General features: G+C 68.1%; 22 protein-coding genes and 3 pseudogenes. 15 read left to right on the top strand and 10 right to left on the bottom strand.

What is annotated here, in order from left to right; all coding sequences use genetic code 11:
• Nucleotides 1-51 precede the first annotated feature (51 nt).
• Complete coding sequence (locus B7L92_RS00515) at nt 52-1,026, bottom strand: helix-turn-helix transcriptional regulator (RefSeq protein ID WP_081235525.1); 975 nt, start codon at nt 1,024-1,026, stop codon at nt 52-54.
• A gap of 79 nt (nt 1,027-1,105) precedes the next feature.
• Here B7L92_RS00515 and B7L92_RS00510 point away from each other — a divergent pair, with 79 nt between their 5' ends.
• The 3 genes from B7L92_RS00510 to B7L92_RS41785 all read left to right on the top strand — a co-directional run bounded on the left by B7L92_RS00510 (nt 1,106) and on the right by B7L92_RS41785 (nt 3,891).
• Complete coding sequence (locus B7L92_RS00510; protein ID WP_081235524.1) at nt 1,106-1,840, top strand: alpha/beta fold hydrolase; 735 nt, start codon at nt 1,106-1,108, stop codon at nt 1,838-1,840.
• A gap of 26 nt (nt 1,841-1,866) precedes the next feature.
• Complete coding sequence (locus tag B7L92_RS41510; protein ID WP_081235523.1) at nt 1,867-2,871, top strand: DNA glycosylase AlkZ-like family protein; 1,005 nt, start codon at nt 1,867-1,869, stop codon at nt 2,869-2,871.
• A 747-nt stretch (nt 2,872-3,618) separates the two neighbouring features.
• Nucleotides 3,619-3,891: a GNAT family N-acetyltransferase gene (locus B7L92_RS41785; RefSeq protein ID WP_368656224.1), complete on the top strand. Its 273-nt coding sequence runs from the start codon at nt 3,619-3,621 to the stop codon at nt 3,889-3,891.
• Between the two features lie 135 nt (nt 3,892-4,026).
• Here B7L92_RS41785 and B7L92_RS41780 read toward each other — a convergent pair.
• From B7L92_RS41780 to B7L92_RS00475, 4 genes and pseudogenes are all read right to left on the bottom strand, one after another.
• A pseudogene (locus B7L92_RS41780) lies at nt 4,027-4,414 on the bottom strand (transposase).
• A gap of 376 nt (nt 4,415-4,790) precedes the next feature.
• A complete protein-coding gene (locus tag B7L92_RS00485; RefSeq protein WP_081235521.1) occupies nt 4,791-6,398 on the bottom strand; it encodes an alpha/beta hydrolase in 1,608 nt (535 codons plus the stop codon).
• 229 nt (nt 6,399-6,627) lie between these two features.
• A pseudogene (locus B7L92_RS00480) lies at nt 6,628-7,317 on the bottom strand (response regulator transcription factor).
• Nucleotides 7,314-7,583 (bottom strand): ATP-binding protein, encoded by a 270-nt coding sequence (locus B7L92_RS00475; protein ID WP_081235520.1) that lies wholly within the window; start codon nt 7,581-7,583, stop codon nt 7,314-7,316. Before B7L92_RS00475 ends, B7L92_RS00480 begins: the two are co-directional and overlap by 4 nt.
• A 19-nt stretch (nt 7,584-7,602) precedes the next feature.
• Between B7L92_RS00475 and B7L92_RS44020 the strand changes: the two genes are divergently transcribed.
• The 8 genes from B7L92_RS44020 (at nt 7,603) to B7L92_RS00445 (ending at nt 13,401) form a co-directional block, all read left to right on the top strand.
• Nucleotides 7,603-7,722: a hypothetical protein gene (locus tag B7L92_RS44020; RefSeq protein WP_368656223.1), complete on the top strand. Its 120-nt coding sequence runs from the start codon at nt 7,603-7,605 to the stop codon at nt 7,720-7,722.
• Between the two features lie 17 nt (nt 7,723-7,739).
• Nucleotides 7,740-7,934, top strand: a complete 195-nt coding sequence (locus tag B7L92_RS00470) for a hypothetical protein (RefSeq protein WP_081235519.1) — start codon at nt 7,740-7,742, stop codon at nt 7,932-7,934.
• Complete coding sequence (locus tag B7L92_RS40480) at nt 7,910-8,083, top strand: hypothetical protein (protein ID WP_497590733.1); 174 nt, start codon at nt 7,910-7,912, stop codon at nt 8,081-8,083. Before B7L92_RS00470 ends, B7L92_RS40480 begins: the two co-directional genes overlap by 25 nt.
• A 54-nt stretch (nt 8,084-8,137) precedes the next feature.
• The gene (locus B7L92_RS40475) at nt 8,138-8,293 is read left to right on the top strand and encodes a hypothetical protein (RefSeq protein WP_159460984.1); all 156 of its coding nucleotides are present in this window, start codon (nt 8,138-8,140) and stop codon (nt 8,291-8,293) included.
• Nucleotides 8,294-8,542: 249 nt separating this feature from the next.
• Nucleotides 8,543-10,081 (top strand): leucine-rich repeat domain-containing protein, encoded by a 1,539-nt coding sequence (locus B7L92_RS00465; RefSeq protein ID WP_255310686.1) that lies wholly within the window; start codon nt 8,543-8,545, stop codon nt 10,079-10,081.
• A gap of 71 nt (nt 10,082-10,152) precedes the next feature.
• Complete coding sequence (locus tag B7L92_RS00460; protein WP_081235518.1) at nt 10,153-11,004, top strand: YwqG family protein; 852 nt, start codon at nt 10,153-10,155, stop codon at nt 11,002-11,004.
• 1,037 nt (nt 11,005-12,041) lie between these two features.
• Nucleotides 12,042-12,497 (top strand): hypothetical protein, encoded by a 456-nt coding sequence (locus B7L92_RS40905; protein ID WP_170102159.1) that lies wholly within the window; start codon nt 12,042-12,044, stop codon nt 12,495-12,497.
• 37 nt (nt 12,498-12,534) lie between these two features.
• Nucleotides 12,535-13,401, top strand: a complete 867-nt coding sequence (locus tag B7L92_RS00445) for a transposase family protein (protein WP_081235517.1) — start codon at nt 12,535-12,537, stop codon at nt 13,399-13,401.
• Nucleotides 13,402-13,683: 282 nt separating this feature from the next.
• Here B7L92_RS00445 and B7L92_RS00440 read toward each other — a convergent pair whose 3' ends face one another.
• Nucleotides 13,684-14,853, bottom strand: a complete 1,170-nt coding sequence (locus tag B7L92_RS00440) for a DUF418 domain-containing protein (RefSeq protein ID WP_081235516.1) — start codon at nt 14,851-14,853, stop codon at nt 13,684-13,686.
• 210 nt (nt 14,854-15,063) lie between these two features.
• Between B7L92_RS00440 and B7L92_RS40900 the strand changes: the two genes are divergently transcribed.
• Nucleotides 15,064-15,216 (top strand): hypothetical protein, encoded by a 153-nt coding sequence (locus tag B7L92_RS40900; protein ID WP_255310685.1) that lies wholly within the window; start codon nt 15,064-15,066, stop codon nt 15,214-15,216.
• A gap of 268 nt (nt 15,217-15,484) precedes the next feature.
• On the opposite strand, the gene B7L92_RS00430 is transcribed toward B7L92_RS40900, so the two are convergent.
• The 3 genes from B7L92_RS00430 to B7L92_RS00420 are packed head-to-tail and all read right to left on the bottom strand — an operon-like array spanning nt 15,485 to nt 18,842.
• A complete protein-coding gene (locus tag B7L92_RS00430; protein ID WP_081235515.1) occupies nt 15,485-16,150 on the bottom strand; it encodes a hypothetical protein in 666 nt (221 codons plus the stop codon).
• A gap of 59 nt (nt 16,151-16,209) precedes the next feature.
• Complete coding sequence (locus tag B7L92_RS00425; RefSeq protein ID WP_107501329.1) at nt 16,210-17,109, bottom strand: 5'-methylthioadenosine/S-adenosylhomocysteine nucleosidase family protein; 900 nt, start codon at nt 17,107-17,109, stop codon at nt 16,210-16,212.
• Entirely contained in the window at nt 17,106-18,842 is a 1,737-nt protein-coding gene (locus B7L92_RS00420) for an AbeC-like domain-containing protein (protein WP_081235514.1), read from the bottom strand. The genes B7L92_RS00425 and B7L92_RS00420 overlap by 4 nt, the downstream gene beginning before the upstream one ends.
• An 85-nt stretch (nt 18,843-18,927) precedes the next feature.
• On the opposite strand from B7L92_RS00420, the gene B7L92_RS00415 reads away from it, so the two are divergent.
• The 3 genes and pseudogenes from B7L92_RS00415 to B7L92_RS00405 form a co-directional block, all read left to right on the top strand.
• On the top strand, nt 18,928-19,656 hold the full coding sequence (locus tag B7L92_RS00415; protein WP_081235533.1) for an NUDIX hydrolase: 729 nt from the start codon (nt 18,928-18,930) through the stop codon (nt 19,654-19,656).
• 44 nt (nt 19,657-19,700) lie between these two features.
• Nucleotides 19,701-20,225, top strand: a complete 525-nt coding sequence (locus tag B7L92_RS00410) for a hypothetical protein (protein WP_081235513.1) — start codon at nt 19,701-19,703, stop codon at nt 20,223-20,225.
• Nucleotides 20,221-20,736 (top strand): annotated as a pseudogene (locus B7L92_RS00405) (transposase); the annotation flags it as partial. The gene B7L92_RS00410 and the pseudogene B7L92_RS00405, both read left to right, overlap by 5 nt.
• Here B7L92_RS00405 and B7L92_RS41775 read toward each other — a convergent pair.
• Nucleotides 20,733-21,050 (bottom strand): hypothetical protein, encoded by a 318-nt coding sequence (locus B7L92_RS41775; protein WP_255310684.1) that lies wholly within the window; start codon nt 21,048-21,050, stop codon nt 20,733-20,735. The pseudogene B7L92_RS00405 and the gene B7L92_RS41775 sit on opposite strands and share 4 nt — an antisense overlap.
• Nucleotides 21,051-21,460: the final 410 nt, after the last annotated feature.

Below are 21,460 nucleotides of genomic sequence, written 5' to 3'. Positions count from 1 at the left end.
CCGCAGGTCGCGATGATCACGGTAGAGGCCCTGCCGCAGTAAATCCGGTATTTACTGCGGTAGTTCTTCCGGTCTCCGCTGGGCGGCTGCGGTGAGTTGGGCGGCCAGATTCTTGAGCGCCTGCCGTAGTTCCTCGGGATGGTGGATGGTGAAGGGCCACTCCAGGGAGGCGAGCATGTGGGCCATGCCGTCCAGCCGTTCTGCCCGTGTGCGCATCAGGACGCCGGTGGGCTGGGCCGTGAGGGTCACCGCTGAGCGGGGCAGCCGACGGGCGATCTCATCGAGGGGGCCATGGATCGTCACCTCGACCTGCCAGCGGTAGGGCCCCTGAGCGAGGGTCGAGGTCAGGTGGGCGACGGGGTCGAAGCCGTCGGGTGCGGTGAAGCTGTCGGCTCGGGAGGTGACGGAGGCGATGCGGTCGATGCGGAAGGTACGCAGGCTGTCGCGGAGGTGGTCGTGGCCGACGACGTACCAGCGGCCGGTGTGGAAGATCACGCCGTATGGGGCGATGTCGCGTTCGGTGTGTTCCTGGCGCCAGGACTGGTGGCTGATACCGACGGTCGTGTGGGCGCGGGAGGCCTGGGCCAGTGCCAGCAGGACGCCGGTTCCGGGTGCCTGCCCGATCACGGCGTTGGCGGTGAAGGACAGGGTCTCCCGCATGGCGGCGAGCGGTTCGCGCAGGGCGTGCGGAAGCACCCGCTCGATCTTGGCCAAGGCACCGGCACTGGCCGGCGCGGCAGTGCCCATGCCCAGACGTTCTGCCGCGAGCAGGCCAAGAACGACGGCGAGGGCCTCGTCATTGGTGAGGACCAGAGGCGGCATGCGGTAGCCGCGGGCCAGTCGGTAGCCGCCGTAGCGGCCGCGTTCGGCCTCCACGGGGATGCCCAAGTCGCGTAGGTGGGCCGTGTAGCGGCGCACGGTGCGGACGTCGGTGTCCAGGCGGTCTGCCAGCTCCGCCCCGGTGAGCCGGGCGTTCGACTGGAGGAGTTCCAGCAGGGTCAGCACGCGGGTGAGGGGATGCGACATGGATCACTCGGCATTTCAGGGCGGATTCTGTCCTGTATCGACCTTACGCTCCCCGCAGCACCTACTTCTGGGAGATCACATGGCCACCTTCGTACTCGTTCCCGGCGCCTGGCTCGGGGCGTGGGCCTGGGAAGACACCGCCCGCGCTCTGCGGGAGCGCGGTCACACGGCGCTGCCGCTGACACTGACGGGCCTGGCCGAGCACGCAGACCGGGGCGGACCCGAGACGGACCTGGATGCGCACATCGCGGACATCACGGGATTCGTCGAGCGGAACGATCTGCGCGACGTCACGCTGGTCGCCCACAGCTATGCGGCTGCTCCGGTGACCGGGGCAGCCGGACGTCTCGGTGACCGGCTGGAGCGCGTGGTCTATGTGGACAGCGCCCCGTTCGCCGCGGGCATGTGCATGCTCGACCTCATGCCACCACAGGCAGCGGACCAGCTGCGCCAGCAGGTCGACGCGTCTGGCGACGGGTGGCGGCTGCCGATGCCGCCGTTTGAGGTCCTGGGCTTGTCCAGCAGTCTCGACGGGCTCGATGAGGGCCAGCGGGGCGCTCTGCGCTCGCGTGCCACCCCTCAGCCGTTCGGCGCCTTCACCCAGCGTCTCGCCGGCCCGGCCGAGCCCGGTCCCGGTGTGGACCGTGTCCTGGTCGCGTGCCATGACTTCACGGGGCTGCTGGATGCCGGTGTGCCGATGCTGGCCTACCTGAACCAGCCGCCGTGGCGGCGCTTCGACCTGCCCACCGGACACTGGCCGATGCTGTCCGCGCCCGCCGAACTCGCCGACATCCTCGACAAGGCCGTCTCCTGACCGCGCTGGCTGAGAGGCACAGCCCGATGCTTGACCACGAGAGCGTCCGCCGGCTGCGGGCCCACGCCCAGGCCCTGGCCGGCGGAGCACGGGAGGACTCTGCCGAGGCGGTCGTCCGACGGGTCTTCGCCATCCAGGCCCAGGACGCCACAGCCTCCGACCTGGGCATCCGGGTACGCGGCCGGGACATCACCGCCCAGGCCATCCGCACGGCATACGAGAAAGAGCGGAGCATCGTCCGCGGCTGGTACATGCGCGGTACCCTGCACACCATCCCCAGCGACGACGCCCGCTGGATTCTGCGACTGCTCGCACCTCGGGTCCTTGCCACAACAAGCCGTCGCTACCAGCAGCTGGATCTGGACGACGATCTGCGCCAGCGCGCCGACCATCTCATCCGGCGCGCTGGCGCAGATCGCCGTCCGCCGTCCACACCGGACCGTGAACGGCACAGACCGAGGCGAGCGGGACCGCACGCGGCAGTCCGGCCTGCCCGTGTCGCCGTCATGCGTACCTGTCCCCTGGACCGGGCCGGGCCGGCCGGCCGCGTGCTGTCGTACCGTCGGGGCATGCCCGATCTGGAACTCCGCCACCTCCGGTACCTCGTCGCCGTGGGAGAGGCCGGAAGCACCACGCGCGCGGCCGAGCGACTTGTGATCACGCAGCCCGCGCTGTCGAGGGCGCTGCGGGCGCTGGAGCGGACGGTCGGCGTCACGCTGCTCGTACGGAGCCACCGCAGGACGGAACTCACCCCCGCGGGAGAGGCGTTGTTGGCGGAGGCACGCGAGATCGTGGAGCACGCGCGACGCGCGGTGGAGCGTGCCCGGGGCGCGGGCGGACACCGTGACGTTGACGGTGAGCGTTCCCGAGTGCGACGTGGCGGCCGTGTAGGCCCGATGCCGGGCGTTCGAGGAAGAGAACCTCGGGATGCGCGTGCACATGGTGCCGCGCGACTGGGTGTTGCCGCCGGACGACCTGCGGGCGGGGGAGTCGGAAGTCACGTTCCTCCGGGACTGCTACGACCGGCGTGACCTGACCGCCGACCTGCTCGCGCTGAACTCGCGGTCCGTTCTGCTGTCCACGAACCACCACTTGGCGAGCCGGGAGAACCTCACGGTCGGTGATCTCAGCGACGAGCCTGTGACGCACTGGGCAGGCATGCCCGAGGCGCAGGCGGATCACTGGGCCGGTGCCGACGTCGACGGAACCCGCGGCGGCGGGGCCCCTTGGTGCATACCTCCTCCGACGTGCTCAACGCCGTCATTCTGGGCCGGGCCATCGCCTTCGCCCACGGCTCCACCCTGCCCGACGCGTTGCCGGGCATACGGATCAGGCCGGTGGAGGGGCTCTCCCCGAGCCGACTGGAGGTTGCTACCTCGGCGCGTTCGACGAACGTGCACGCCCGGCGGTTCGTGCGGTACATGCGGAACCATCGGGACTCGAAAGACGGGTGATCGGGCGGCCGAGGGCGGACCGCGCGCACACGCGGTCATGCCCGCTCGGCATGAGTGCCCTGTCGGATCGGCATTTCCGGTGAGGTCGCCCGGCTGGTTGGATCATGAGGATGTCATGAGCGAGGAACGGAGTGCCGCGATGCCGACCATTTCCGAGGAGCCGCGGGACGGCGCCGACGGCGTGCGCCTGCGCGCCGCCATGGAGGCGGAACTGGCCGCGCGCTATGACATACCCGACCAGGAGACCGACAAGCCCACGGCGCGGGACACCGACGTGTTCCTCGTCGCCCGGGACGCCGAGGGCAACGCAACGGGTGCGGCGCGCTGCGACGGCTGCCCGAGGACACGGCCGAGATCAAGCGCATGTACGTCGTCCCCGAACTCCGTGGCACGGGTGTCGCGACGGGCATCCTGCGCACGCCGGAGGACCACGCGTCCCGCCTCGGTTACAAGGTGCTGCACCTGTCGACGGGTGTGCTTCAGCCCGATGCCATCAGGTTCTACGAGCGCGAGGGCTACGCCCGCACCGAGGGCTACGGTCCCTACGTCGGTCATCCTCTCGCCGTGTGCTTCGTCCGCCAACTGGCTTGTGAATGAAGGTGGTTGCGACCGGCGGCGGATGGTGGGTGGAAACCGTTCGACCATGCCGCGAGCGCGTGTCGATGACTCGTGGCGCCTTGACCACGGGAAGGCGGCGATGCCGTGCCTGAGTATCGCTTTCGGCGCACTGGATCACTGAGTGGAGTCGATCCGGCACCGCACCGTCTCGGCCGCCTGTCGGTCGGAGAGATTGCGAGAATCCCTGGCAGACCCATTGACCAGGTGGTTCGCAACCACTGCTGGGAACCGCCCGGCGTCGAGCGGCCGGTTCTGCCACTCGGCCATGCCGTCCAGGACCTTGCCGGTGATCGTGGAGATCGTCTGGTGGGACACGTCGGCGCCATGGGCCTCCGCCGGGTGAGCCTGGACCTCACCGGTGGTCAGGCCCTTCACAGCGAGCGAGATGACCATCTCGTCGACGCCGGTCACGCTTCTGCCGCTTCTTGACGATCCTCGGCTCGAAGCTGCCTTCCCGGTCGCGGGGAACGGCTGTCTCGACTGGGCCGACGTCGGTGAGCACGGTCTTGGCTCAGGTGCTGTTGCGTGAGTTGCCGTCGTTCTTCCCGGCCGGATCGTGCTCGTCGTAGCCGAGATGGCCGGTGATCTCGCCTTCCGGGGCGGACTCCAGGAGCCGCTTGGTCGGCTGCTGGTGGGGGCTGCCCCCTCCGGGGACAGCCCGCCCTCACCGGTCAGCTGAAGGCCCTCGGCCTGAGCCCGGCCCACCAACTCGTGGATCAGCTGGTCGTCCACATACTTTGCCGGCGTCGCTTCAGACGACTCGACGGACCCGGCCTCGGCCATGTTGTTGCTGGTCATCGATGCATCTTCCATGACCGGGAGTTGCACCGAACGTCTTACAGGCCCGGCCGGACAGGGAAGCACTGCGTTCCGGTGGGTTACTTCTGGGTGACGTCGGTGCAGTAGACGTCCTTGTCCGGCAGGTGGCCGGTGGTCAGGAAGCCGACGGTGGCCTTGTCGGCGCAGGCGGAGCCTTCGCCGTAGACGTGGTGCCCGCCGTTGTCGACGCCGACGAAGGCAGAGCCGGCGCCGAGGGACTTGTGCAGCCCGACGCCGCTTTCCCACGGAGTGGCATTGTCCCGGCGGTTCTGCAGGATCAGGGTGTTGCGCGGGCCGCCCCTCACGACCTTGGCAGTCGCCTCAGCAGGCTTGTCCCAGTAGGCGCATGCCCAGATGTTGGCGGGCATGCCCGCGGTGAGCGGCCACCTCTCGCGATCGGCGGTGGTGCGGGCGGCGTAGCCGTCGACGTCGTGCGGCCATTCAGCGTCGCCGCAGGTGAGAGCCATGAACATGGTGGCCTGGTTGTCCGCGGGGATGCCCGGGGACATCGGTGTGTCGGCGAACACCTCCTTGAGAACCGCGGTGTCGGCGGCCGTGGTGCTGCCGTGGGCCAGGTTGTCGGCGGCCTTCCAGAACTTGGCGAGCACGGGAAGGGTGTTGTTCTGCAGAAGCAGGGCGTAGGTCATGTTCCGCAGCAGCGCCCCGTCCAGCGACACCGATGCGCCGGGAATCGCTGCGGGCGTGCGGTCGAGCCGGTCGGCGAGGGTGAGGTAGGTGCGGGTCACCTGCGCGACGTTCGTGCCCAGCTTGAGGGTGTCGGCCTGCGCCGCGGCGACGCGGGCGGCATCGGGGAACCGGTCGGCCATGCCCTTGCCCCAGGTGTCCGCCACCTGGTCGGCCCATACCTTGGTGGGGTCGACGTTGCCTTCCAGGATCATCCGGTCGGTGCGGTCCTGGAAGAGGGAGCGGTAGACGGCGCCGAGGTAGGTGCCGTAGGACTGGCCCCAGTAGGAGATCTTCTTCTCACCGAGCGCCTGGCGGATGCGGTCCATGTCCCGGGCGGTGTTGACGGTGTTGTAGTACCGCAGGTTCTTGCCCACCGTGTCGGCGCACTGCTTGGCGTCGGCTTTGGCGAGGGCCACGTTCTTGGTGATCGAGCCGTCCGCGGCAGGATAGGGGAAGAGCCCGGACACGCTGGGGTCCTGCAGACCGCAACTCTGTGGGGTGCTGTGTTCGACGCCGCGCGGGTCGAAACCGATCAGGTCGTAGCGGTCCAGCACGGACTTCGGCAGTGTGGACGCCATGGTTTCGGGCATGTCGAGACCTCCCAGGGCCGGCCCGCCGGGGTTCAGCAGCAGAACGCCATGTCGCTTCCCGGGCTGTGCGGTGGACAGCCGGGAGACCGCCACGTCGATCTTCATGCCGCCCGGTTTCTGGTAGTCGAGTGGCACCTCCAACGTTCCACAGGCCAGGTGGGGGTCACGGGTTTGTCCCTCGGCCAGGGCCGGGCACTTGCCCCAGGTGATCTTGGCGTCGCCCGCGGTCTCGCCGACGCTCTTGCCGGAGACCTTGGCCGGTTGCGAGCCCTTGGTGTCGGCACCACACGCGGCCAGTGCGGTTCCTGCCAGCGTGGAAACCAGCAGAGCTGCGGTGATTCGGCGGCCTCTGGGGAAACCGTGCTGTGCGGAACTGCGTGTCGTGGTCATGGTGTTGTCCTTAGCTACTGGGCTGGTCGGCCTTGTCCGGCCGTCGTGTTGACGATTCGAGTCAACAAGAGACCACCGGTGGCGCGCGTCACCCCAGAGAGGACGAAACAGGTAGCTCGCTCGGGGGATCCCGGGCCGATCCTGAGAACGGAGCGGCCGCCGTGAGGCGTATCGGATGAGCTGTGGGCGGGAACGAGCCGCTGCTGCCAGCTTGCCGCGCCGCACGGCATCACAGGGCCGTCAGGCTCGGTTGCCGCCCCCCGGTCAACCCCGCCCGATAGGCCAGGACCACCGCCTGGACGCGGTCGCGGAGATCCAGTGTGGTGAGAATGCGGGAGACGTAGGTCTTCACGGTCTCGTGGCCGATGACCGGTTCGGTGGGCGATTTCGGCGTTCGGCAGGCCCTCGCTGATGAGGAGAAGGACCTCGTGCTCGCGGGGTGAGAACCTTGAGGCGCTCGTGCTCGGGGGTTGTGGGGGGGGCGGCTGAGGGGCGTACGCGTTCGGAGAAGCGGCCGATCAGGGTACGGGGGCCGGGAGGGACTCGCCGCGGGCGACGACGCGCACCGCGTTGATCGGTTCGGGCGGTGGAGCGTACTTCAACAAAAAGCCGCTGGCGCCGGCGCGCAGGGCCTCGTACACGACTCGTCGACGTTGAAGGTCATCACGACGAAAATCCTGGCGGAGGTGGCGGAGTCGGGCCCCGTCAGGCGGCGGGTGGCCTCGGTTCCGACGAGCAGGAGCATGCGGATGTTCATGACGACGACGTCCGGCTTCAGCTCCCGCGCGCTCCGGACCGCCTCCCGGCCGTCCACGGCCTCCATGCCGGGCTGGGCGGAGAGGATCGTGACGAAGTCGGCACGCACGAGGGCCTGGTCCTCGCACACCAGCACCCTGAACGCAGGGGGCGGAATACTCATGCGGCCCGGCGAGGGGCGTGCGTGCACGCGGAACCCGCCCTGGGGGAAGGGCCCCGCCGCGAACTCGCCCCCAGCATCTCCACCCGTTCCCGCAGCCCGGCCAGGCCCCGGCCGCCCGAGACGTGCGGACCGCCGTCCAGCGGGGCGGCGGGCGCGGAAACGGCGTCGGTCGTCCCGGCGGTGGTAACCTCGACCTCCGTCCAGTCGGGGGTGTGCGCGAGCCGTACCAGCGTCCGCCGGCCCGCCGCATAGGTCCGCGTCGCCACCCCCGCACAGCTCCACCAGCTGTTCACCCCGTACCACCAAGGAGACGACTACGCACGCCGCGTCCTGCGGAACCTGCGCACCGAGGGCCTGGCCGACCGGATCGACCGCAAGGGCCGGATCAATCCCGCTGGTTCCTGACCCAACCTGGACTCGACATGGCGCTCTCCCTCGACTTCGCGCTCGACCGCGGCCGCCTGGTCACCGGAGAGAAGGCCGCCTCCTCGCTCGCGGCCCGGCATGCCCTGGCTCTCACGCAGAGCGCCATCGCCTTCCACCGGCACGGCGTCGGTACGCTGGGGGGTGGGAAGCGGAAGTCGCCCATACCCTGTCCCGCCACCAGAGCCTCGTGACCGACGTCCTGACCCACCCGCCCTACACCAACCCGCCGCACGTGTTCGTAGAGGTGGACCGCGCGTCGATGACCTTCGGCAAGCTCACCGCCAAGCTGACCACCTACGACGAGTACCGCACCAACGTGTGGAAGAGCACCGGCAAGTAGGAGTGGCTGACCCGCCACCCGCGTACCGAAGGGACCTTCCCGCCCGCGCTCTTCGTGTTCGACGGAGCTGGTGCCACCGCGCTCGACAACCGCATCGCCGTCCTGCTTGCCGCGGCGCACCAACTGGCCTCCGTCCACACCGGCAAGCTCACCGTCGCCGCAACCACCCTCGCCAAGCTCGATCACCACGGGCCGCGCGCGAAGATCTGACGCTACCCGCTGCCTCTCCGATCGCGTCCGCTTGAACTCCTCGGTGTACCACTTCGTGTACTTGCTTCCCACCTGGTGCTACTTCCTCTGGAACCTCAGAATCCCAGTTTCCAGGTGTCCACGAGCAAGGAGAAGCTTCATGTCACACCTGGCCCCTACAGTCCTCCCATGACACAACCAACTCCCCCCGGTGTGCCCGCCGGCGATGCACGGGACGACAGCACAGCAGTGCGAACAGGTCAGTCAACGGTGCTTCTGGAGACCGCGAGTCCCGCCGAGGCGAGTGAGGCGGTCAGGGAACTCATGCTGCTGGCGGCGTCCGGCGGCGGCGACGCGGCGTTACGTCTGGCCGTCCGGTACAGCGGCGTCTCCGACTGCTCCACCGAGGAACTGCTCCGATTGTGGGCGAGGGCCGGCGGAGCCGCGCCCGGTTTCTGCGAGGACCTGTCGGCCCCCGCGTACTGTGCGCGCAAGGCCGTCGGGAAACTCGTGGAGCTGTCCGCGCCGGGTGACGGCGGGCACGCCCTGAAGCTGGCCGCCCGGTTCATCCCTCTGGACCCGTACGCGTCCAAGTTCCTCGTCCGCATGTGGAGGACGCACCCTGACCCGGACGCCTTCGCCGAGCACCTGCTCGCTCCGGCGTTCCGTCAGGAGGGCAGGACGGAACTGCGGCTGCCGTACGCCTCTTCCCTGCACGGTCTGCGGCATCTCACGATGCTCGAGAAGCTGGACCTCTACCAGTGCGACGGGCTCACCGACCTCACCGAGGTCGATGAACTCACCGGTCTCACGGACCTCGATCTCGGTGGCTGCACGAGCGTGGAGGACCTCACCCCGATCAGCCGTCTCTCCCGGCTCACCCGCCTCGATCTGAACAGGTGCGGCGCCGTCGAGAACTTCGAGCCCTTGTTGAACCTCAGCAGTCTGCGTCAACTGAGGCTGAGTTGGACCAAGGTGCGTTCCCTCCGTGTGTTCGGCGGTGCGCTCGCCGCTCTGGAATCCCTGGATCTCCGCTCCTGCAGGTCTCTCACGGACCTGGACGGACTCGCCGAGCTGCCGAATCTCGCGCACCTCCGGCTGAGCGGCGACCACCTCCGCGACCTGTCGCCCTTCGCGGCTCTCCCCCGGCTCCGGTCCCTCGAACTCGACAGCTGCAACGAGCTGACGACGCTCGAAGGGCTGGACGGCCACCCCCGGCTGGCGAAGCTCGGCATCCACGGCAGCCCGGTACTGCGCACCACAGAAGGGCTGGGCGACCTGCCGGCACTGCGGAAGCTGACCTTCACCAGTTGCTCCGCGCTGACCGACCTCAGAGGTCTCGGCCGCCTGCCCGCGCTGCGCACGCTGAAGATCAACGGTTCCGCCGTCCGCGACCTCGGTGACCTGTCCGGATCCCCGCTGACCACGCTAACCCTGCTGTACATGGAGGACCTGGAATCGCTCAGTGCTCTTCAGGACTGCTCCAGCCTGCGTGAACTGACCCTCCGTTCCCTGAAGGACTCTCCCTCGGCCGAGGGCATACCGGTGGAACGGCTCAGCTCACTCACCGTGGCCGGCCCGTACTGGGCCGAGTTGAAGGACATCACCCTGTTCACCGCTTCGCCCCACCTCGCAGAACTCGACCTGCGCCACTGCCGGTCCCTGACGGACATCCGGCCCCTGCTCGACATGCCGTCGCTGGCACACGTCCACCTGGCCGAACGGAACGCGACCTCACCGTCGGGCATCCCCGACCCTGTGGTGACCGAACTCAGGGCACGAGGCGTGACCGTCACGCTGCACCGCTGACCGTCCACAATCCGCCCCTCACCCGGCGCGATCCCCCCTGTCGAACCAACCTGGCCGCAAGGAGACTCCCCATGTCCCTCGAAAACCTGGACACACTGAATGAGTTCCGTGAGAGGGCCCTCGCAGAGGGCATCCCCCCGGACGACATCGCGCGGTGGACGGACCTCGCTCGACCCTGCGCCCTGCTGGGCACCAGGGGGGACGGGCCGGTGGTGGGCCGGCTCGGCGGGCCCCTCATGCTTCCCGCGGACGCCCCCGATCCCTGGTGCAAGCTCGCCGCCACCATCGACCTCGCCGCGCTGCCCGCAGGAGTGACCGACCTCGACCTGCCCGCCGACGGTCACCTGCTGCTGTTCGCCGACCCCGACCCCGACCGGATCGGGGTAGAAAACCTGGGCAGTGCACTCCACATTCCCGCGGGCACGCCCGTCGAGGAACGCCCTGTGGACCTCGACCCGGAATGGAGGAACTACCCGTACGAAACGGATCTCCCGGAAGGGCTGCTCCGCCTGGCTGCCGGCGTCTCCCTGCCGTACTACACCTCGGTCTACGCTCCCGGGCAGCCTCTGGACTGCAAGGATCACCCGGAACACCCCCACGCACACGAACTGGTCGAGGTATGGACGGAGATCCCGGGCGAGAGCATCGGCCTCGGGCTTCAGCTCGGTGGATACGCAGAGGACGAGGACTGGGCGGAGGACCCCAGCGTGGCGGCCGGACGGGAAGCGGCACGAGCGGTGGCCCGAGGCGAACTGCCCGCGCCCGACACGGACGTACGTCCCGAGGACTGGGTGTGCCTCGCCCAGTGGGAGCACGGGCTCGACGGCCTGGAGACGGCCCTCTACTCCTGGTCGATATCCCGGCAGGACCTGGCCGCACGGCGCTTCGACCGGGTCTACGCCACCATGACCTGGAACCCGTGACACCCGCAGGGTGCTGACCCGAGGCGGCACCACCGCCAAGGCGGGATTCGTCGGCCGGGCAGCATGGAGAGCCTCCGACGACGACCCGCTGACCGGCGCCAACCTTCATGGGGCCGCCGTCCTCGGCGCGCTGCTAACGCTCGGAGGGGGGTTTATTGGTGTACCGAGTGTGGGTTCTGTCAAACGAGCGGTGTAACTGCGGTAGAGGTTGCGCTGAGTGTTGCGCCGGTCTCCGCAGCGTCCCGGAGTCCGCCCAGGTCATCACGGGCGTACGGCGTGGTCGGACCGCCGACATCCCCCTTGCGACCCCCTTCGCCCATGCCCTGGCTGGAGTTGAGGATGAGGGAGGACGGGATGGGCGACGCGGACGCGGCTGGGGCTCGGGCGCCGTCAGCGCGGTGGTGACGTCAGACGGGGAACGTGGGCGGGGGAGAGGTCGGGGCGCGCACGGTGCAAACGTGCGGGATGTCTCCACCGGCCGGAGGCGTCCGGGCGGTCACCGCCGGCTACCTCCGCGAACCTGAAACCGAGCTGCCTCTCCCCAGCGACGACTTCGCCCAACGCGTCCAGGAGCTGCTCGCTACGCCAACCACCCGTCCCGAGGCGCAAGAACCCACACCCTGACCCGTCACCCGGGATCCCGCCTTGTCTGTGTGCGTCGTCTACGGTCTTCTTGCGGCCTCTGCCGGCGGTCGGCGCCGGTTACCGAGCCAGGACTGGAGCCTCACGTGATTGAGCCGTGTGCATCGTGAAGTTGCAGGTCGCGGGTCTGGTGTGCGTGAGCTTCGGGGTGCTCGTGCTGGTCGTGGGCGGATGACTTCCGTTGAGACAGTGACTCGGACCGTGGGCAGAACCGCGAAACGGTGACCCGGCTCTGCTGCGGGCAGCCACCGCTTCAGCCAGGAAGTGGCCCCGCGAGCAAGATCGTCTGACCGTTCAGCCGTGGGTGTTCTCGGGATCTGCTGCGCTGGCCGCAGCCCCGCTCTTACGATCCGTCACCGGACCGGTACGCCGGAAGAGTGCGGGAGGGTGCGGGGATGCAGGAGCTGGAGCGGATCGCGGCTCGCCGGAGCGAACTGGACACGCTCGCCGAGGAGTTAGTCAAGCAGCTGCAGGAGGTCCGGGCCGAGCGGGAGGAGCTGGTGATCGCCGAGCGGGTCCTGATGCGGCTGGCCGAGCAGGACCGGGCCGCGGAGGAGGCCGCCGCGGCCGTCGCCCCGACTCCCGCCCGGGTGGCGGGGCGGGCGGTCCTGCTGATCCCGCACCGCAGCGAGAATCCCGATGAGGTCGCCCTGCCCGCCGACTACCGCAGGATCCTGGCGATCGTGCGGTCCGCCGACGGCCCGGTCCAGGTCAGGGGTGTCGGCGAGGAGCTGGGCCTTCAGGTGACGGTGCGCGGCAAGCTGGAACCGCTGCGCGCGAAGATGACCAAGCTCGCCGACCGCAGCTGGCTGCACAAGCGACCCGACGGGCGGTTCACCGCCCGCCCGTAGCCGCGCGGGAGACGGGCACCGGGACCGCGTAACCAGCTTGCCCCCGGCGGCAGTTGAGTTTGGTGCGAAGAAAAACAACATCGCCGTCGAGGGCCCTGATGGCCTTGTCTGCACCGCCCGTCTGCCGCTGTCGAGTGCCACCCTGAGCTGGCTCGCCGACCTGATCCGCGGCCACCTCAAGAAGATCGGCTCGCGGTGGCGGGCCCTGCCCGCGGGGAGGGTCGCCACCATCGTGCTGGCAGTGTTGCGCTGTGACCAGCGGCCCGGCGACCTGGCCGGCGGCAACGGAATACACCGCACCACCGTGACCCGATGGGTCCGGGAGGCCGTCGGTCTGCTGGCCGCCCGCGCCCCGCGTCTGGAGCGGGCCCTGAAGAAGATCGCCCGAACGGGTGGCGGAGTCGTGCTGCTGGACGGATCGGTGATCCGTACCCGGCGCAGGACCGGGAAGGAGAACCGGAGGAACTACTCCGGCAAGAATAAATGCCATGGCCCGCTGGTGATCGCGCTCACCGACGACCGGGGTCGGCTGCTGTGGATCTCGACGGCCCGCCTCGGACGCACCTCGGAGATCACCGCCTGCCGGCACGACAAGCTCACCCAGAAACTGAGGGAAGCCGGGCTCGGAGCCATCGCCGACCTGGGATTCGTCGGCCTCGACGATGCCGGTCCGGACGCCGACCCGGCGGTGACTACCGGCTACAAGGCCGCCCACAACCGGCCCCTGACCCGTGGTCAGAAGCTGTCCAACAAGGCGTTGGCCGCGGTGCGGGCCCCGGTCGAGCACGACTTCGCCCATCTCAAGAACTGGCGCGTCCTTGGCAAGGTCCGCACGGACCCGAGGTGGGCGACTGCGCTGGTTCGGGCCCTGCTGGTGCTGACGAACCGGAAAGTCGCCCGCTGACGGACGACCTTGTCGGTGGACTACCGCTCCGGACCTGCCCGAGCCTACCGACGCCTACGCACACCAGGCCATCTGACGTGCGGTTTTCACGATGCGCCGTGCTCAGAGAGCACCCGCGGCACGCGGTCTCCGTGCCAGAAGGCAAAGATCTGAACGGCGTCATCGCCACACAGGAAGCGGCTGCGCAAGCCCCCGGCCACCTCTCCCTGTGACAGCCCGAGGAACGGTTCCTGGCGGTCAGTGAGCGACTCTGTCGGGGAGTGTGTGACTTGTCGGCAGAGGTCAGCGGCGCATCCGGGGACGCTCCGCGTTCGTGACGGCCCGCAGTACCCATTCGGCCGGGCCGTACCGGTACCGCGCGAGCCAGTATCGGCTCAGCTCCAGTTGGACCGCGAAGATGCCGACGGCGACGACCGGCACGACCGTCGGCGGCGTGTCTCCGGTCAGCCCGAGCCCTACGCCGGTGAAGATCAGCACGCCCAGCAGAGACTGACCGAGATAGTTCGACAGCGCCATCCGGCCGGCTGGCGCGAGCGCCCGTGCCAGCCGGCCGCCGCGCGGGGTGGCGAACACCCGTAGCAGGGTCGCCACGTAGGCGCTGACCAGCAACGGCGCGGTCAGGATGCTCGCCGCCAGCCCGGCCGGGCTGGCGGTGCCGCCGCTGATCGCGAACACCAGCGCGCCGGCGAGCCCGATCGGGTACCCGACCAGCTCCAGTCGGCGCAGCGCGACCGTGTGCCTGCCGGTCCCGTCGGCGAGCAACTTCCGCCGGCCGGCGGCCAGCCCGACGAGGAACGCGGCAAGCGCGAGCGGGCCCTGCACAGCAAGACTTCCGGCCATCGTCGGCAGCGAGCGCAGGTGCTCGCCGATCACCGAACCCAGGCCGCCGGCAAGCGCATCGGTCGACGCGCGACCGCCGGCGAGCGCGGCGTCCTGGTCGGTAACCAATTCCACGCCGGCCAGCGCAGCCACGGCCATCCCGACCGCCATGAAACCGACGATCGCCCCCGCGGCGATGACCGCGGTCCTCGGCTGGATCCGGTGCACGGCAAGCAGAACAAGGCCAAGCAGCGCGTAGGTGGTCAGGATGTCGCCCTGGAACAGCAGCACCGCATGCAGGCCGCCGAGCACGAAAAGTCCGCTGAGCCGGCGGACGAACCGCGCGGTGAAGTTCGCGCCGGCACTGCCCGCGGCGGCCAGCTGCAAGGTAAAGCTGTAGCCGAACAGGAACGAGAACAGTAGGTAGAACTTCATCTCGAACAGCAACCGGACCCCGAACTCGACGGAGTCGTCCAGCCAGGAGCCGTGCGCCGGATCGGCGACGAGGTGGAACGGGTAGCCGGAGGCGAAGTACGCAAGGTTCACGACAAGGATGCCGAACAGCGCGAACCCGCGCAGCGCGTCGACATCAAGTAACCGGGTTGGGGTGCGCGGTCGCAGCGTTTCCGTCATGCAAGAACGCTAGGAACGGTGGGGGCGTGGCACGAGCCGGTGCGCCCGAGAATCCGTGGTGGGGCCGGCCCTACCGGTCGGGGCGGGGCCAGCCCTACCGGTCGCCAGTCGACCCGCCGCGACCGACTCGCGTGTCCAACGTTCCCGACTCCCCACGCAGCGGCCGGTTACAAGGCGGCCCGCAACCGGCCGCTGAACCGCAGCCGGGAATTGTTCAACAAGGCGCTGGCCGCCGTCCGGGCGCCGGTCGAGCACAGCTTCGCGCACCTGAAGAACTGGCGCGTGCTCGGCAAGGTCCGTACCGACCCGAAATGGGCGACCGCCCTGGTCAGGGCATGCTGGTCCCCACCAACCACGAAGTAGCCCGATGACCGACGATCTTCATCGAAGTCACCAACCCACGACCAGCACGAGCGCCCCGAACCCCGCGCACACCAGACCCGTGACCAGCAACTTCGCGATGCACACTGCCCATTGGCTGTGTTGACCGAGCTCGCGGAGACTTCCGTCGTCAACGGGCCAACAGAGCAGGGCGAGGGCGGCATGAAGCGGGCGGTGGGTTCCGACTGCTGACGACCGCTGCCTGTCCTTCCGGGCAGGAGGCGTGGCGCCGCTGTCCGGCCAACCGACGTCAGTGCCGTGGTGTGGTGCGGGTTTCTGTGCTGTTCGCCCAGGCTGTGTCGAATTGCTGGAGAGCGATGGTGTAGAGGAGGCCGGGAGCCCGTGCGTACAGGCAGGGGGAGTTTCTGCCGTGAGCGTTGTCGCTGTAGAAGGTGAGGTAGGCGACCTTGTCGGTGGCGATGACGCGGCAGGTGTGGGGGAGGTTGTAGCTGTGCAGCTGGATGTTGCGCTGTGTGCGGGCGGCTTGGGAGAGGTAGTCGATGTTGGCGCGGACCTGGCTTCTGAGCAGATCCGAGGTGAAGCCCGGGTCGAAGCGGGAAACATCGTGCGAGCGGCGGTCGAGCCATGAGTCGTGCGGTGTGTCCGGGTCGGGCAGCAGGATCTGGACGGACGCGGGGGAGGTGTCGCCTGACCAGAGTGGGGCGAAGGCTTCGCGGGTGAGTATGTTGCCGCGCCCCGCCATGACTTTGACCCAGCGGGCGCGGGTGAGGTCCTGGCTCAGGTTGTGCTCTGCGGCGGATTGGAGGCGGTAGACGCGGCGGAGTCCTGTGCCGGTGAACCAGGAGCAGGCGGCGGTGAGCCACCACAGGGGGCGTGAGGCGCGCAGGAGGCTGAGGGCGAGCAGGAGGGCGCTGGTGACGAGGGAGCTGAGGATCCCGAGCAGGAAGGCGTTCATGTCGAGGCTCCGGTGGTAGAAGTTGTCTCCTTGGTTTGTGCTGGCGGCGCTCGGGCTTTTCAGCATAGGTAGGGGAGCAGTCGGCTGAGGACATGGGCGGCGTTCCTGGCGGCGAGCTCGTGATGGCTGTGACCCTTTTCTTCGTCGGCGTTGTCGGATACGCCGCGGATGACGATCCAGCCGGGGTTATCCGCGCCGTGGACAGAGTTCTCCTGCCAGTACTGGCTCAGCCCGCCGGCTTCCATGTCTACCGCCAGGACCTTCTCGTGGTAAGTGGTGAGGTACGTCCGCACGTCACTGGCCCGGTCGGCGATGACGGCTTCGCCGGATCCGATGACTCCGGGGTACACCTCGTACTGGTCGCCGGCGTGTGCGGTCATTTGGCCGTTGATGCGCGCCGGTGTCCCGTGATCGGTGAAGTAGGCATTCACGGCATGAACGACTTGGGCGGGTGCCTGCCGGTGTTCTCCGCGGCGGCGGGTGTCTCCCCGGGGGTTGATCTTGCGGCTCTCGTAGTAGACGACGTCGGTGGAGACGATGACGTTGCCGATTCGGGCGTGGTCATCATGGATGCCGCCTCCGATGCCGACGAGGGCCCACAGACGGGGGTTGTAGTAGCGTCGGAGGTTTTCCAGGGCGGCCATGGTGGATCGCTGGCCCTGGCTTTGTGTCTGTGTGGCCACGATGCGCGAGGTGGCGCCGGGGGCGGTGTGTTCGCCTTGGTAGAAGTAGAGGCCGTTTGGCTTCTTGTGCCGGTGGAGGTGTAACGCGTCGATGACGGAGCGGAGTTCTTCGCTGAGGATGGTGACGATTCCGAGGTCCCACCGGGTTTCTGGTTCGGTGGCGGGCTCGGCGGAGTTCTGGGGCGCGGTCGCGGAGGCTCGGGCATGCGCCCCGATTGCGATGTTGCTGAAGTGATTGTTGTTGCCGTGGCTGATGATGCCTTGGTTGTATGTCACGGGGCTGCTCCGTTGTCGGGCTGTGCGGGCTGGTTTGCGGCGACGCCGACCTGAGCCGCGTCGCCTACAGCGTTGTTGCTGAAGGTGTTGTTGTCACCGAAGTTGAAAATTCCGCTGTTGATGATCTTGAGGGCGCGGTCATCGAAGGCGGATGTGTCGACGTTCTTGGCCCGCAGGAAGTCGCTGGCGGCACTCAAGAGACGCTGCTCTATGGTTTTCAGGCGTCCGAGAATGTCGCTTTTCTCGAGCTGGACCTTGGTCCATTCCTGGGATGATTCCTCTCGTATGCTGACGCGGCTGCCGATGAGGATGTTGCGGATCGGTGTCGTGGTGAGGTCGCAGGGCAGGGCGGCTGCCTTCGCCAGCGCGTAGAGATAGCGGAAGATCCGCCACGAGTGCTGGATTTCGGAGGGCAGCGTGGTCAGTTCGGTGAGGGCCGCCCATATGACGGCTGCAGCGCCGTGGTGGCCGAATTCTTCAGCTCGCTGGAATGACCGTGGTGTGTGCGCGAGCACACACGCCGCTGTGGAGAGGCTCAAGGTGCGTCCCTGCAGGCTGACGTGCAGGAGGACGGTCGCAACGAATTCGGACCCGTCGGCGGGAGTGGTGATCTCGAGGAAGTGGTGCTGCTTCGACTCCGGCGTGTTGATGATGGAGCGCAGTTCGCTTCGGGTGAAGTGGTGCGGAAGGAGTGACCGGTCAGCGGCGACATCGGTCTCGGCGACATAGACTCGGTCCCGGACTTCTGCCGGCAGTCGTACGTCGTGGCTGTCGGTGTTCAGCGGCAGGACGGCTTCGCGCAGGTATTCGACGAGTTCGTGTGCCTGGAAGGGTGGCACGGGGTGCTCACGCTCGTGCAGCGGTGCATGGTCGTCGTTCTCGGGTCGCAGCAGTTGGATGCTCATCGGCGGGTTCCACTGGTAGATGAGCTCGCCCGCCCCGATGAACGGTGATTCGTCACCGAAGAGCGTGAACACAGTGAGGTCGTCGTCCTCGTCGTCGCTATGCCTAGGGCGGCGGTACACGGCGCACATGTGGTGCTGCTGGCGGTCGGCGGCGCGCTGCCGGCCGGACAGGCGGGCGGGACGCAGCGTGCGCGTGCGCAGTATGCGGTTGAGGATCAGCTGCCGTGTGGCTCCGACGGCGAGGTAGACGACGGTGACCGCCATGGCCAGGAGGAGTGCCGTCAGTGCCTGCTGTGGATAGACGAGTGCGATGACCAGAATGGTCAGGGTCAGCCACAGAGCGGCCGTGGTGACGCGTTTGATCGCGTATGCCTTGCGGGTTGTGACGCGCGGGAACAGAAGCCGGAGGAGGAAGCGATAGGCCCGTAACGGGCCCAGGCCGCTGCGTCTGGACCTCTGTGCCGGGATCGCCTGGCGATCAATGCCATGAATCAGCTTGGTGAGACGGAGCAGTAACAGAAGGCCGAAGCCGCTGGCGATGAGAATCGCTGCGGGAACGGATCCGGTGAGCACGGGGCTTACCACCGCAGCGATGACCGTGGCGCGGGGGAGCGCGCTGAGTGCGGCGGCACGCCAGGCGTGATGCATGACGGGGACGATGTCGAAGCCGTAGGACGGGGCGACCCTGCGGTGCGGCGCTGTGCAGACTTGGCCGATCACAAGGTCGCGGAAGCGCTCGTCCACATACACGCCAGCACATAAGTGGCGGGTGGCGGCGGTGGGTTCGAGCGATGTCTCCTGTGCTGGCGGTGCGTGGGAAGTGGTCATGCCCTGCCCCCGACTCCTACAGTTATGGTTGATGCGACCATAAGTGTCGGCAGGGTTTAAGTCAATGAGACCTTTAGGGGTGCAGGTGGAAGACTGGCTGAAAGACTCGGACGAGGTCGAAGCCTCATGGCTGACCGTGGACCTCGCGATCTTCACCCTCAGAGACGATCAGCTGATGATGCTCCTGGTCGAGCGCGGTCTGGAGCCCTTCCTCGGCAAGCCCGCAATGCCCGGAGGCTACGTACAGAAAAACGAGACCCTCCGTGAGGGAGCCCTCCGTGAGCTGTCGGAAGAAGCCGGCATCGACGGCAGCCGACTTCACCTGGAGCAGCTCGGCACCTACGGAGACCCCGGACGTGACCCCCGAGGCAGAGTGGTGACGGTCGTCTACCTCGCACTAGGACCCGACCTGCCGGACCCCGTGGGCGGCACGGACGCCGAACGTGCCTTCTGGGCCCCTGCAGCCCGCCTAGAGGACGGCACGCTAGGCCTGGCCTTCGACCACCGGGAAATCCTGACGGAAGCCCTGGAAGAGGTCCGCCGAAAGCTCGAGTACACCGCTGTGGCCACTGCCTTCTGCGGTGAGGCATTCACGCTCACAGAGCTGCGGACGGTGTACCAAGTGATCTGGGGACAGACCCTCGACCCGAGCAACTTCCGCCGAAAGGTACTCAACACCACAGGGTTCGTACAGCCGACCGGACACCATCGGCTTCCTCCCACCGGGCGCCCGGCTGCTCTCTACCGCCGCGGAGAAGCATGGCTGCTCAGTCCACCCCTGCTGCGCGCCACCACGTCCGGTCGGCGAGACTGATTCCCAATGATGCTTGTCAAGCAGCGGACCGTAGGCTGCGGCTCATGGAATCGTTGATCACTGTCGTCCGCGAGCAGGCCGAAGCTGCCCGTTTTCTCGCTTGGCCGGGTGACTTCGACCTGGACCGAGGCGACCATGTCGAGGAAGTTCACCTCGTCTCGGGCGCCGCGCTCGAGGGTTTCGCCGGCGACGGTGCCGGGGGCACGTACTTCTTCTGCGGTGAAGGCGGCGAGGAACGTCCGATCCTCTATGCCGACTCCGAAGGGGGCGCGGCTCTGGTTGCGATCGGCCTGCCCGAGCTCCTGCGGCTGCTGCTGGTCGCTCCGTGGTGGCGCGACTGTCAGGCGTTCACGGACGAGGAGAGTCGCGAGTTCGCGGCCGAGTACCTGGAGGACATGCCGGACCTCGTCGCCCGGAGAGACCGTGCCGCCACAGCCCTTGGCCTCGACCTTCCGGAGCAGGCAGATGCCTTGGCCCGCTTGCGGGAGGTAGCCGTTCGGGTGGGAGAGGACTTCGTTCTCATCTTCACCCCGGAGGGTCACCCCTACGAGCCTCTCATCAGGAACTGAGGCGGTCATCGACACCCAGAGCGTCAAGACCTCCACCAACGCGCCCGTGACCGGCCAGGGAACCGATGCCGCGAAGAAGATCGTGGGCCGGAAGCGGGGCGTCCTGACCGACACCATCGGCCTGATCCTCGCCGTGACCGTCGCCGGCGCCGGCCTCTCCGAAAACCTCCTGGGGATACGCCTCCTCGACCAGGCGAAAAACACCTATCCAACCATCGCCAAGAGCTGGGTCGACACCGGCTTCAAGAAGACCGTCGTCGAACACGGCGCGAAACTTGGGATCGATGTCGAAGTTGTCGACAAAAACCCAGGAACCCGCGGCTTCCACGTCCTGAAAAGACGTTGGGTGGTGGAGCGGAGCATCGGTTGGATCATGATGCACAGGCGTCTTGCCCGCGACTACGAGACCCTCGCTGCCAGCTCCGAAGCCATGATCCACATCGCTTCGATCGACAACCTCGCCAAGCGCGTAACGGACGAAACTACGCCAACCCGGCGAGGAACCTACTAGGACATAAGTAGCAACTCGGCCACATTGAACGCCCTCTTAACGAGGTTCTCGTACAGCTCGCGATCGAGCGGGAGTTCCGCTTCGATCAGGCCGTCGGGGTCGTACAGGACCGTGTGCGTGCTGGTGTGCATGACGGGCCTCGCTGTTGGGGCGGTCTCGCGCGGGTGACCGGCGGTCACCGCTGGGTCCTCGCTGCCGTCAGCGCGGTCGTTCTGGCCCTCGGTGTGCTGGGCGAGGAAGCGGGCGTAGCCGCGGTTCGGCGCGGGCGAGCAGGGCCGGGGAGGGGACGCCGTGGGCAGGCGGCTGGAGGCCACGGCCCTCCGGGGCCGGGGCGGTGGTGTCCGTGGATGCGCGCATGGGCCCCGCTTCTCCGGCTGGTGGTCCGTCGGTGCCGTGACCGGTCCCACCGAAGCTTGACGACCGTCCTGTTCATCTCATCGAAGTCTGGTCACCGCAGGAGCTTGTGGATCAGGCCGCGTACCCTCGGCTCCGTGCCCCGCCATCCGAAGAAGCCCCGTCGGCTGATTGCCGACGGGCGCGCGTATCTGTGGACGCTCCGTCACAGCCACAGCGTGACGGACAGCGGCCGGTCATGCTGCGAGACCCTCACGCTGTACCCGCAGCCAGCCGGCGCTGGCGGCTCACTGCGCATCGTCTTCACCGAGGGCCCGGGCCGGTACGTCCCGGGCGGAGCCCCCCTGGGCTCTGGAGACGTGGGGTACAC

Source organism: Streptomyces viridosporus (assembly GCF_002078235.1).
Lineage (GTDB): Bacteria > Actinomycetota > Actinomycetes > Streptomycetales > Streptomycetaceae > Streptomyces > Streptomyces viridosporus.
The sequence above is the reverse complement of the archived record's forward strand: the minus strand, read 5'-3'. Positions and strand labels throughout refer to the sequence as shown.

Coding starts and splice junctions, on each gene's coding strand:
- B7L92_RS00410 (WP_081235513.1), top strand. CDS start 19,701: ATGGAATCGTTGATCACTGTCGTCCGCGAGCAGGCCGAAGCTGCCCGT.
- B7L92_RS00430 (WP_081235515.1), bottom strand. CDS start 16,150: ATGAACGCCTTCCTGCTCGGGATCCTCAGCTCCCTCGTCACCAGCGCC.
- B7L92_RS00460 (WP_081235518.1), top strand. CDS start 10,153: ATGTCCCTCGAAAACCTGGACACACTGAATGAGTTCCGTGAGAGGGCC.
- B7L92_RS00510 (WP_081235524.1), top strand. CDS start 1,106: ATGGCCACCTTCGTACTCGTTCCCGGCGCCTGGCTCGGGGCGTGGGCC.
- B7L92_RS00440 (WP_081235516.1), bottom strand. CDS start 14,853: ATGACGGAAACGCTGCGACCGCGCACCCCAACCCGGTTACTTGATGTC.
- B7L92_RS00515 (WP_081235525.1), bottom strand. CDS start 1,026: ATGTCGCATCCCCTCACCCGCGTGCTGACCCTGCTGGAACTCCTCCAG.
- B7L92_RS40905 (WP_170102159.1), top strand. CDS start 12,042: ATGCAGGAGCTGGAGCGGATCGCGGCTCGCCGGAGCGAACTGGACACG.
- B7L92_RS00470 (WP_081235519.1), top strand. CDS start 7,740: ATGGCGCTCTCCCTCGACTTCGCGCTCGACCGCGGCCGCCTGGTCACC.
- B7L92_RS41510 (WP_081235523.1), top strand. CDS start 1,867: ATGCTTGACCACGAGAGCGTCCGCCGGCTGCGGGCCCACGCCCAGGCC.
- B7L92_RS00420 (WP_081235514.1), bottom strand. CDS start 18,842: ATGACCACTTCCCACGCACCGCCAGCACAGGAGACATCGCTCGAACCC.
- B7L92_RS00485 (WP_081235521.1), bottom strand. CDS start 6,398: ATGACCACGACACGCAGTTCCGCACAGCACGGTTTCCCCAGAGGCCGC.